This window comes from Desulfovermiculus halophilus DSM 18834, from assembly GCF_000620765.1.
In the GTDB taxonomy this organism is placed as follows: Bacteria; Desulfobacterota; Desulfovibrionia; order Desulfovibrionales; family Desulfothermaceae; genus Desulfovermiculus; species Desulfovermiculus halophilus.
In genome coordinates this window covers 35,840-47,982 of sequence record NZ_JIAK01000010.1, presented here as the reverse complement: position 1 = coordinate 47,982, position 12,143 = coordinate 35,840, and the positions used below count along the sequence as shown (strand labels likewise).

Genomic DNA, 12,143 nt, shown 5'->3' with positions numbered 1-12,143 from the left:
CCCGTATGGAAGCCACCAGCTACAACGCCGAAAGCATCACCATCCTGGAAGGCCTGAGCGCTGTTCGCAAGCGCCCGGCCATGTATATCGGAAGCACGGACACCAATGGCGTCCACCACCTGATCTACGAGGTGGTGGACAACAGCATCGACGAAGCCATGGCCGGCTACTGCAGCCGGATCAACGTGACCATTCACCTGGACAATAGCGTCACGGTCACGGACAACGGCCGGGGCATACCAGTGGACACCCATCCCAAGGAAAACCGGCCCGCGGTTGAAGTGGTCATGACCGTGCTCCATGCCGGGGGCAAGTTTGACAATCAGAGCTACAAGGTCTCCGGCGGACTGCACGGGGTGGGCATATCCGTGGTCAACGCCCTTTCCGAGTCCCTGGAGGTGACCATCCGTCGGGACGGCCGCATGTACTACCAGAAGTACGCCCAGGGACACCTGGTAAGCGCCCTGCAGGACAAGGGCCCCACGGAACGGACCGGAACCAGCATCCACTTCCGCCCGGACGAGACCATCTTCGAGGACCTGGTCCTGAATTACCAGGTCCTGGGCAAACGCTTCGAGGAGCTGGCCTACCTGAACAGCGGCCTGCAGATCCATCTGTTCGATGAACGGACCGGGCAGGAAGACGAGTTTCAGTTCGAAGGGGGCATCAAATCCTTTGTCCGGCACCTGAACGAGTCGGAGACCCCGCTCCACGACATAGTCTTCGGCCGTGGGGAGATGCACGACGTGATCATCGAGTTCGCCCTCCAGTATCACAGCGGATACAAGAACAACGTGATCTCCTTTGCCAACAATATCCGGACCCGGGAGGGCGGCAGCCATTTGTCCGGATTCAAGACCGCCATGACCAGGACCATCAACGGATATATCCAAAGCTCTGATCTTCCCAAGAAGCTGCAGCAGCGGATAACAGGGGACGACATCCTGGAGGGCCTGACCACTGTCATCAGCGTCAAGCTCCCGGACCCCCAGTTTGAAGGCCAGACCAAGACCAAGCTGGGCAACAGCGAGGTAGCCGGGTATATGTCCGCCATCTGTGGGGAGATCCTGGGCACTTATCTGCAGGAGAATCCCAAGGACGCCAAGGTGATGGTGGAGAAGGTGGTGGACGCGGCCAGGGCCAGGGAAGCGGCCAGGAAGGCCAAGGACCTGGTCCGGCGCAAGAGCGCCCTGTCCGACTCCGCCCTGCCGGGCAAGCTGGCTGATTGCCAAACCAAGGATCCTGCTCAAAGCGAGCTCTTCATCGTGGAGGGGGATTCCGCCGGCGGCTCGGCCAAGCAGGGCCGGGATCCCAAGTGCCAGGCCATTCTCCCCCTGCGGGGCAAAATCCTGAACGTGGAAAAGACCCGTTTTGACAAGATGTTGGAAAACAAGGAAATTCAACATCTGATAACCGCCATGGGCGCCGGGATCGGCCAAGATGAGCTGGACCTGAAAAAGCTCCGCTATCACAAAATCATCATCATGACCGACGCGGATGTGGACGGAGCCCATATCCGCACCTTGCTGCTGACCTTTTTCTACCGCCAGTATTTTCAGCTTATTGAAGATGGATACCTGTACATTGCCCAGCCCCCGTTGTACCGGGTGCACAAAAATAAATTCGAGAAGTTCATTGCCTCGGACCAGGAACTGAAGGCCTACCTCTTGGACCGGATCAGCGAGGAGGTCACTGTTTATCCCGGAGCCGGGTCCGTGGATACAGAGAGTGGGCAGTCCTTTCGGAGTCAGAAGCTGGTCCAGCTGCTGCATCAGATCATGGATCTGGAGAACCGGTTTCGGGAAGCAGTGAACATCGGGCTGCAGAACGACCTGTTTGCCGCCATCCTGAGCACCCCGGAACAGCTTTCTCCGGATATGTTCCAGGCCCACTCTGAAGGACCGGAGCAAGCAGCGTTCCGCAACCATATGTCCCAGCACGGCCAGGAGCTGGAGGTGGCCCAGGAGGAACTGGAGGAGTTCAGCCGGGTCTTTCTCCATTTCACCGATCGCAACCTGCATTCGGTCAAGCTGGGGGTGGAGTTCTTCAACTCCAGGCTGTACCGCCAGACCTATGAGCTCTGGAACTCCCTCCAGGCTGTCAGCCCGGATCATTCCTTCACCATTGTGGACGCCAAAAAGGAGTCCCATCCGGCCCGGTCCCCATTTGAGCTTTTAAGCACCATCATCTCCTTGGCGGACAAGGGATTGAATATCCAGCGGTACAAAGGGCTGGGGGAGATGAATCCGGAGCAGCTGTGGGAGACGACGATGAACTCCGAAAACCGGAATCTGCTTCAAGTCCGGGTGGAAGAGGCCGAAGAGGCCGACTCCCTGTTCCGCAAGCTTATGGGCGAAAACGTTGAACCCAGGCGGGAATTCATCGAGAAAAACGCCCTGGCGGTGGAAGATTTGGACATTTGATCATCATGCAAGATACAACCCCAATGTGTGCAGCAAAGAGATCCTTCGCTTCCAGACGCACTCAGGATGACCTGCGCTCGCTGACTCGCTCCGAGCTTATCCTGAATTTTTACAGGAACCGACATGAGAAGGCTAGAGAAGTGATTTGTCATTCTGAACGAGTCTTCGAGTGAAGAATCTCTCAAACATATTGTGGCTCCTCGACACAAAAAGTGGAATTGCCTGCATAAGAGTTTGCCGTCTCTTCTGTGTGCCGTGAGCGGCAGGCCCGCACATTTTCTTGGTCCCGCCAAAAGGGGGAAACCAGGCACTCACATGCATGGTATGCTCAGTCCATCTGAAAGCAATGTCCATCATGTGAGTGCCTGGAGGGGGCAGGGATCCCCCTTTGGCGGGAGTTAGAAAATACCGGGCCGAAAGTGGGCACACAGAAGAGATGGCAAACTCCAAAAATCCACAGGCTACGCCGAAAAACCCATGTTGTCATATCTCCCAACAAAAAACTGATACGTAATTCCTGATAACCCGAGGTCAACCGTGCAGCCAACAGTCAGCATCGAAGACGAAATCAAAAAATCGTATCTGGAATATTCCTTGAGCGTGATCATCGGCCGGGCCATCCCCGATGTCCGTGATGGTCTCAAGCCTGTGCACCGCCGGATCCTGTACGCCATGCACGATCTGGGCAACACCTTCAATCGCCCATACAAGAAGTCGGCCCGTATCGTGGGTGATGTCATCGGTAAATATCATCCCCACGGCGATGCCGCGGTCTACGACGCCCTGGTCCGCATGGCTCAGGATTTCAACATGCGTCAGCCCCTGGTTGACGGCCAGGGCAACTTCGGGTCCATCGACGGCGACGCACCGGCGGCAATGCGGTATACGGAATCCCGGATGTCCAAACTGGCCGGGGAATTTTTGGCCGATATCGACAAAGACACCGTGAACTTCCGGATCAATTACGACAACACCATCTATGAGCCGGAAGTCCTGCCCACCCGGGTCCCCAACCTGCTGGTCAATGGGGCCGCCGGTATCGCCGTGGGCATGGCCACCAACATCCCGCCCCACAACTTGGGGGAAGTGGTGGACGCGACCCTGGCCCTTTTGGACAACCCCGAGCTGACGGTCCCGGACCTGATGACCTGGATAAAAGGACCGGATTTTCCGACCGGAGCCATGATGTTCGGGCTCAAGGGGTTAAAGGACGCCTACACTACAGGCCGGGGCAGCGTGAAGCTCAGGGCCAGGCTGCAGACCGAAGAGCGCGCACGGGGCCTGGAGTCCATCGTGGTCACCGAGATCCCCTACGCCCTGAACAAGGCCAACCTGATCCAAAAGATCGCCGCCCTGATCAACGACCGGAAGATCGAGGGCGTCAGCGACTTGCGGGACGAGTCGGACAGGACCGGGATCCGCATCGTGATCGACCTGAAAAAAGGGGCGATTTCAGACCTGATCATCAACTCCCTGTACAAGTACACGTCCCTGGAGACCTCCATCGGCATCAACCTCCTGGCCGTGGTCAAGAACCGTCCCAAGCTCCTCAATCTCAAGGAATACCTGGAACAGTTCATTGAACACCGCCAGGAGGTCGTCCTCCGCCGCTCCAGGTTTGAGCTGAAAAAGGCCCAGCACAGGGCTCATATCCTGGAGGGCCTGCGCATCGCCCTGGACAACATCGACGAGGTCGTGGCCGTCATCCGCGGTTCCGCCAACCCGGCCGAAGCCAAAGGCAAGCTGATCAGCCGGTTTGAGCTCTCGGACGTTCAGAGCCAAGCCATCCTGGACATGCGCCTACAGCGCCTGACCAACATGGAGCAATCCAAGATCCAGGAAGAATACCAGGATCTTTTGAAGCAGATTGAGTTCCTGCAGAGCGTGATCAACAGCTCCGAGGTCCTCCGCGGAGTGATTCGGGACGAGCTGAAGGAGATCAAGAAGACCTATCCCTCGCCCCGATTGACCCAGATCCTGGCCGACGATCCCAGCGAGATCGACATCCAGGACCTGATTGCCGACGAGGAAGTGGTTATCACCCTCTCCCGCAAGGGCTATATCAAGCGGACTCCGATTTCCAGCTACAACCAGCAGAAGCGGGGCGGCAAGGGCATGTCCGGCTCCAGCCTTGGAGATTCTGACTACATCCAGGCCCTGCTGACCAGCACGAACCACCAGCACCTGCTCTTGTTCACCAATCAGGGCCGGGTCTTCAAGCTCAAGGTCTTTCAGATCCCCGAAGGCAGCCGCCGGGCCAAGGGGGCCCACATCTCCAACCTCATCGACATGCACAAGAACGAGTACGTGGCCACAGCCCTGAGTCAACGGGACCTGAACCTGAACAACTTCTTTGTCTTTATCACCAAGCGGGGGATGGTCAAGCGCTCCGAGGTTGTTCTGTACAAGAATCTTCGGGCCAGCGGGCTCATAGCCCTCAGCCTGCGCAAGGACGACGAGCTCATGGCTGTTCGGGAGGTGACCCAAGACGACGAGCTGATGCTCCTGACCGGGCTTGGCTTCGCCATCCGCTTTCCCTGTCATGACATCCGGCCGACCGGCAGACAGGCCTCAGGGGTCAAGGGCATCTCCCTGCGGGATCGGGATGAAGTGGTCTCCGGACTGGTCATCGGCAAGGACACAACCAGCGAGGTGCTCACAGTCACCGAACACGGCTACGGCAAGCGCACTCCCCTTGATCACTACCGGGTTCAGGCCAGAGGGGGCAAGGGGATCATCAACCTCAAGCCGAACCAGAAGACAGGAACCGTCCTGGGCGGCATGATAATCACTGACCAGGATCAGGTCCTGATCCTGACCAGCGAGAACAAGATGATCCGCTTTGCGGTCAGCGACGTGCGCATATGCGGACGGGCCGCGCAGGGGGTAAAGCTGGTAAGCATGGACAACGGCGGATCGGTCATTTGTTTTGACCGCATCCCGACTGAAAACGGGGAAGAGTAGGCCGCGGAGCGGGGCGCAAACGCGGGAACGTGCGGAAACGGGGCATTGGACTGCACGTGCCCGCGTTGCAGAGAGCATACCCCTGTATTCAGATACACACATCATCACCAAAGTGGCAGACTTCGAGGACATATGTCCGCTTTCCCCGCATCACTGAGCGTCCCCCTGGGGGGCGATCTTTCCGGATCGGATTCTGCTTTTGTCTTCCATCCCGGCATGCTCTTCGACACTGACCGCAAATGGTGGTCTCCCCACGGTACTCGGGCCTCCAGTCACGAGGGCCTGGATCTCTGCCTGATTCACAGGCCGGACCGGGTCCCGCAGCCCTTGCCCGCGGATATTCCAGTCCTTGCACCGGCCGGGGGGCGGATTGCGGCGGTGTTCCCCGACTTTCTGGGCCGCACCGTCCTGCTCAGCCACGGCCTGGACTCCAGCCGGGACCGTGAATGGTTCTCACTTCTGGCCCATATCCGGCCTCATCCGGAGCTGGAACCCGGCATGCCGGTCAAGACCGGGTCTGTCCTGGGCTGGACCATGCGGTTTACCCGTCCGCCAGGCATGCTCTGCCACCTGCACTTTTCCCTGGGCCTTTTCCAGACCCCCGGAGATTATGACCTGTCCTGGCCGGAGCTGGCCAGACGAAAACGCGTCTCTTTCTTTGACCCTCTGCCCCTTTTGCCCATCACCCCAGTGATCTGGGATAATCCAGCTCACTGGTTCGCCTTTGTGGACCACCTCCTCCCGGGCTGATATCCGGCCCCAGCCTTGCTCACTGTCCCCTGTTCCCTAAGGATTGGCTTATGATGCTTACTGTGCATTCCCGTGACAAGCACTGTGCAGCGTCTTGACCTTATTATCAATAATCATTATTATGATTATAAAGAGGCCAAGGTTCGAGCCGGTCGGTGCAGACCTTCCCGGCATTGCCCTGAACACATCGAAACTTATTCAATCACCACCAAGGAGGCTTTCATGGGCCAGCTGAGCACATATCGATTCCTGCCCATCGATTGGGAAATGACACCGGAAGAGGCGGTCACCATGTATCTGGAGTGGGGCAACAACTGGCGCAAAGGGGAGAGGGCCCCTGTTCGATCCAAGCTTGACGAATCGTATTATTTCGTCTTGAATACCTGGGATGAACAGCCGCGCATAATTCTGCTCCGCCGGGATTCGGAACAGGTGGAAGAACTTGTCAGCCTTACGGTCCCCCACCCCCTGCAGGATGCCGTGCACAGGGAAGTCGGCCGGATCCGGGGCGTACATCCGATCACGTCAGAGCTCCGCACTTGGCTGGAACAGGAAATGCGGCACGAACCCCAGTGATCGCCGGATCTGAATCCCCCCCGGGCGGAGAAACCGGGATGCACGCAGCAAGCAAAGGAAAGTCCATTCCATGATTCAAGAATTTACCTCCATTCTTTTCGCCACCAACTTATCCGAGGACTGCGCTCAGGCCTACAACCTCGCTCTGTCCATAGCCACGAGGTACCGTGCGAAGATTCATATCCTGCATGTCATGGATAAGCCTGCTGAATACACGGACAACTTTTTGAAAGGGGTCTTGGGAGAAGAAAAATGGAATGAGATTCAGCAGAGCCATGCAGATGCCGCCCGTTCTGCACTCATCGGGAAAAAGCCCACCAACAAGCTGATCCAGGACACATTGAACGAGTTCTGCTTGGAGCTGGGACGTGAGTGCGGTATTGAGTACAACCACACCCCTCCCCAGGTTCTGATCCGGGAGGGAGAAGTGGTTTCTGAGATACTCAATCAGGCCCGGGAAAATGCCTGCGACGTGATCATCATGGCCGGCAAGGCGAGCCGGTTCGGCCACAGCGCCCGAATCGGGCACACGATCAAGGAGGTCCTCAGGCAATCCAAGGTGCCTGTTCTCGTTGTTCCTCCCGCGGAAAACGGCTAGGCCCTGCTCCGGGACAGGCCTGCAGGTGCTTTTTGAGCATAAACTTCCTGCCTCTGTGCCTGAGAACCGCAAGCTGCGGCTAGTCGTGTGTCCTGTGCAGCCCAGGCTGTATATCCCGGGTCAGGATTCTGACGCCCTCCAGGCTCGGTAAGTTCCAAACCCGCTTAATCAGCTGATCTTGCTGGACATCATCCAGAATGCCCCGACAACAGGAGCGGACCTTGTCTTCAAGCTCGGCATCGGTCAAGGGATTGTCCGGCCCCCCCCGGTACGGCGTATCTGTCCGGCCGCTGATTTCCCGTCCACCCGTCAAGTGAAGAGTGATTCTGGACCGCATCCGTTCGAAGCCACAGCTCTCAATCTCCGGGTCATGTTCTGTCCTGATCCTGCGCTGCATGGCCTGCATCGCCCGAGACTGAACAAACGAGTCGCAGAACTCATCCTTTCCCGCCTTGCGGCACAGAACCATCATGGCCAGTCCGGCAGGGAGGGAAAACTTGGCCTGAAGGTGATTGCCAGCTATTGGGTAACGTATTGGATTTAATATATTGCTTCCAGCATGCAAGGTAATGCTCTCGATCTCCTCCGGCCGAATATCATTTTCCACGACCATGTTTCGCATCAGATCCATGGAGGGATGAGTGAGCACACCGCAGGGATATGGTTTTATGCTGACTCCCGGATCGATGATGGACCATGTCCGGCCAAATCCTTGGGCCATCTTTTCCTTCTGAACACCGCCCCCGTGAACAGCGAAAAACCCCCACGGTCCATCCAAGGCCTCTTGGTCTGCTGTAAAGCCTTTGGAAGCAAGTATGGCCGCAGTCAATCCGTTTTCTGCAGCCCTTCCGGCATGCAACGGCTTGGTCATGGTGCCGAAGTTGGCCCGGATGCCTGCGGCCATACTTGCGGCAAGGCCCAAGCCATGAGCTGTCTGGCCGCTGGTGAGCCCCATCAATTTGGCCCCTGCAGCCATGGCTCCCAGAGTTCCGACCGTCCCTGTGGAATGAAACCCCCGTGTATAATGTTCTGGTAGCATCCACTCCGAAACCTTGCATTCCACCTCAAATCCAGCAAGAAAAGCGAGCAGGAGTTCACGGCCCGTTGTTCTGCCCAGCATTTGGCTTCCTGCCAATGCGCTGGCCAGAACAGGTGTGGTCGGATGGGTCAGCAGTCCATAGACATGCTCTGGATCTCTGCTCACCTGGGTGTCATCCCAGTCGTGGGCATGGGCAGCCGTTCCCAAGACCCGGGCAGCAACCGGTGCAGGGACCATTACATCAGCACATCCCAGCAGGAGCGCTTCAGGACTCCCACCTTGACCAAGGGCCTCGTCGATCAATATCTTCGTACAGGCTTCTTCTGATCCTGCAACAAAGAGCCCCATACCGTCCATAATGCAACGTATCGCGTTTCGGACAGCTTGGTCCGGAATATCATCAAAATGCACAGATGCAACAAACTCGGCCGCAGCTTGTGTTACCTGCATTTTTTCGGGAATCTTTGCATGTGGATTGCGGATCATACACCCTGCTCCAAAGAAGGTCCGAGCTTGTAAAGCATATGGCCTCAGATTTTTTCATATTCTTTCCTCATGCCAAATAATAAAATAGTGCCCACAGCTGGAAAAATGGATAAGACGCCAAAGGTCAAGAGGTAAGACCCGACAAACTTGCATATCAAGGAAAAGAGACTGGGACCAATCACGACTCCGGAAAAAGTAAAGAATAAGGCCATACCAGTCATAGTACTGACTTGTTCAGGCTGACTCATGCGGGCCACTTCAGCCAAGAAAACACCATTCCATCCGATTGCTGAAAAGCCAAAAACGCACATGACGATGATCACAGCCCACAAAGGCCACTGCGTATTCAGCTGGGTCATGACCAGACAGGCAGCAATGGACAGGCAACCAATAAGGATCAAGACAGGCAACCCGCTGGAGACCTTGTCGGCGAAAACCCCCCAGGCAATCCGACCAACCGCCCCAAAGCCCTGCATTAAAGACACAATGGTTCCAGCCAAAACAAGCGTTCTGGACAGGTCCTCAACCAACATGGACACAGCAAAAGACATCAGGGAAAGCTGTGTTGCGGAAAAACAAAAGGCCATAATCGAAAGCCGCAACAATCCCTTATGCTGGCAAAGCATTGCGAGATCGTATTGTATATTTTTTCGTAACGGCTGGTTGGGGTTTTTGTCAGCATCAAGCTGTTTTCGATGGATATTGAGCAGGGCAACCATAAGGCCAGAGAGACACGCACAAACCAAAAGAGCAAACTTCCAACCGCCTATTTTAGTAAGAGGCGGAAGCATAAGTCCGGCCACGATGCCACCCAAAGGAACCGAGGTTTGTTTAAGGGAAAAAAGCAGATTTCTGTGCCCAGGAGAGGTCAAGCGGAAGAGCAGATGAGATGCCGCAGGGTTGGTCATCCCGTAACCGGCTCCAATGAGCAGAGAACCAAGCACCAAAATGAATACATTTCCAATGGCTATTCCCAAGAGCCCGACAATGCACAGAAGCAAAGCACATTGACTGACCCCCACTGCTCCCCATCTTCGGACCAAGGCTCCAGATACCAATGATATAGCCGCTCCACTCACATAAATAAGACTTACCTGGTACCCAACAAAACGTGTCTCCAGACCAAGGCTTTTGGAAACAACGGGAGCTAATGTAGCCAAGGACAACGCAGTAAGAGTTGCCAAAGCCTGTACACAGGCAACGAGCACAAGTATAATAATCAGTCCGCGTCGTGACAGGTGTTGGGGCTGTATCTTCAATCTCCTTCTAGTAGAAAGCCCTGTTGTCTTTGGGCGCTCCCTTCTGTGTCGAATTGCCTGGATTCTGGTCCCGCGTAGCCTGCCTCGGACTTGGATCCGGGGTTCGGGATGACCTTTACACTTTCCCCGCCTTCACAAGAACAGGCTGCCCGGGAATAATGGTAAAAGAGCGAAGCTTCGTTGAAGTTTTATGCTCTCCAAACTTTACATTCGGGATCACCAGCCCCCCCAGAAGGCAGAGGCAGGCTATCTTCCCAGGATCCATAGTGACAGCTGTGGAAAGGCCATGATAATAGCCAATCCTAGGACTAACAAGAGGAAGAAGGGAGCAACCCCCTTGAATACTTTCGTCACATCTTCATTGCCTACCCCGCTGACCACAAAAAGATTGAGGCCGACTGGGGGAGTAATCATGGCTAGCTCCATGTTCACAGTCATAATGACCGCAAAATGGATGACATCCACCCCAAAAACTTGAAATGCCGGTAAAAGAATCGGCAAGGTAATGAGCAAAATAGCCACGGCTTCCATAAACATGCCCATCATAATGAACATGAGATTGGCCCCAACCAAAAATACCCATTTATTGGGACTGACCTCGGCTATCCAGTTCGAGAAATTCTGCGGTATCTGCTGGATTGTAAGAAATTTGGCAAAGATCAGAGCTCCGGCAATGATAAGGAAAATCATTGCCGATATGTTGACTGCTTGCCGGGTTACTTCAATAAATAGCTTGAAGTCCATTTCACGATAAATGAAAAAGGATACCAAGAGTGCGTAGACAACGGCCACCAAGGAGGCTTCGGTCGGGGTGACCACGCCGCTATAAATACCGCCCAGAATGATCACCGGGAGCAGAAATCCCCATACAGCCTTTATTGTTTTCTGTTTCCGCTCAGTCCAGCCTTGTTTCTCAAGCCCACCGTGTCCCTTTCTCTTGGCATAGATGATGGCTGAAATGATAAGTATGCCCCCCATCATGATTCCAGGTATCATGGAGGCCATGAACAGCTTGGCTACGGATTCTTCGGAAATTGCTCCGTACAGGATAAGGGGGATGGAAGGGGGGATCAAGATGCCCAAGGTCCCGGAGGCAGCCACCAGGCCCATGGCGTAGTTCTTGCCGTATCCGGCATCGACCATTCCCGGAATCATAATAGCACCTATCGCCGCTGCTGTAGCCGGACTGGATCCGGATATAGCGGCAAATATCATGCATGACAATATGGTGACAACGGAAAGACCGCCATGGGTATGCCCCACCCAGGCCTTCATTGCTTCGATCAGGTAATAGGATATGCCCCCCCTGCCCATAATTGTCCCTGCGTAGACAAAACCTGGAATGGCCATCAGCACAACATTGTCCAGGGACGAAAACATATCATGGGGCACTGTGCTCAAGCTGTAGTAGGAGAAATGCAAGGCGGCAATACTGGCAACGCCAAGGCTGATGGCAATTGGAACCCTGATGATCAAGCAAAAAACAAAGGTACAAGCCAATACAATAGTAGGATGATCATAAAATAATTCCATTACGCACGCCTCTTATTTTTTTATATTACACTTATAGAGACGATAAATAAAGCTGATCCCTAAAAGGGACCCTCCGATAGGCAATATTAATGCAGTTATCCACATCGGTATGCGAGCATCCATGGTCACTCCGCCAAACCTATGCTGATCTATAACCATATGATACCCGTAATAGGTAAAAAATATACAAAATAATAACCCAATGAGGCTGCTAATAAAATCACAAATGCTTTGAATCCACTTAGGAAGATAATTGTACACGATAGTTACTTCAACGTGTCTTTCTTCTTTGAGAGCAGTGCTAAACCCTATAAATACTGCCCATACAAAACAATACGTAAATATTTCTTCGGCGCCATAAATAGAGGCGTGGAATACATACCTCAGCACAACATTGACAAAGCCGACCAACACCGCAACTGCAAAGAGAGGAACCATCACTGTCTCCTCAACCTTTGTCAGCTTTGACGTTATTATATTATCTAGTAATGTCTGCTGTTCCATAATCACCCTCG

Annotated in this window: 9 protein-coding genes; 5 read left to right on the top strand and 4 right to left on the bottom strand. The window is 54.7% G+C overall.

The window, feature by feature from the left end:
- The first annotated feature begins 5 nt into the window (after positions 1-5).
- The 5 genes from gyrB (at position 6) to N902_RS0106375 (ending at position 7,311) form a co-directional block, all read left to right on the top strand.
- Entirely contained in the window at positions 6-2,423 is a 2,418-nt protein-coding gene (gene gyrB / locus N902_RS0106400; RefSeq protein ID WP_027370258.1) for a DNA topoisomerase (ATP-hydrolyzing) subunit B, read from the top strand.
- Between the two features lie 537 nt (positions 2,424-2,960).
- Entirely contained in the window at positions 2,961-5,387 is a 2,427-nt protein-coding gene (gyrA, locus tag N902_RS0106390) for a DNA gyrase subunit A (RefSeq protein WP_027370256.1), read from the top strand.
- Positions 5,388-5,519: 132 nt separating this feature from the next.
- Positions 5,520-6,137, top strand: coding sequence for a M23 family metallopeptidase (locus N902_RS0106385; protein ID WP_027370255.1), 618 nt, complete (start codon positions 5,520-5,522; stop codon positions 6,135-6,137).
- A 222-nt stretch (positions 6,138-6,359) separates the two neighbouring features.
- Positions 6,360-6,713, top strand: a complete 354-nt coding sequence (locus tag N902_RS0106380) for a DVU0772 family protein (RefSeq protein ID WP_027370254.1) — start codon at positions 6,360-6,362, stop codon at positions 6,711-6,713.
- 70 nt (positions 6,714-6,783) lie between these two features.
- A complete protein-coding gene (locus N902_RS0106375; protein ID WP_027370253.1) occupies positions 6,784-7,311 on the top strand; it encodes a universal stress protein in 528 nt (175 codons plus the stop codon).
- Positions 7,312-7,390: 79 nt separating this feature from the next.
- Here N902_RS0106375 and N902_RS16725 read toward each other — a convergent pair whose 3' ends face one another.
- The 4 genes from N902_RS16725 to N902_RS0106355 form a co-directional block, all read right to left on the bottom strand.
- Complete coding sequence (locus N902_RS16725; protein WP_051564386.1) at positions 7,391-8,836, bottom strand: MmgE/PrpD family protein; 1,446 nt, start codon at positions 8,834-8,836, stop codon at positions 7,391-7,393.
- 44 nt (positions 8,837-8,880) lie between these two features.
- The gene (locus N902_RS0106365; protein WP_244147383.1) at positions 8,881-10,044 is read right to left on the bottom strand and encodes an MFS transporter; all 1,164 of its coding nucleotides are present in this window, start codon (positions 10,042-10,044) and stop codon (positions 8,881-8,883) included.
- A gap of 297 nt (positions 10,045-10,341) precedes the next feature.
- The gene (locus N902_RS0106360; RefSeq protein ID WP_034621999.1) at positions 10,342-11,628 is read right to left on the bottom strand and encodes a TRAP transporter large permease; all 1,287 of its coding nucleotides are present in this window, start codon (positions 11,626-11,628) and stop codon (positions 10,342-10,344) included.
- Between the two features lie 12 nt (positions 11,629-11,640).
- Entirely contained in the window at positions 11,641-12,132 is a 492-nt protein-coding gene (locus N902_RS0106355; RefSeq protein WP_027370250.1) for a TRAP transporter small permease, read from the bottom strand.
- Positions 12,133-12,143 lie beyond the last annotated feature (11 nt).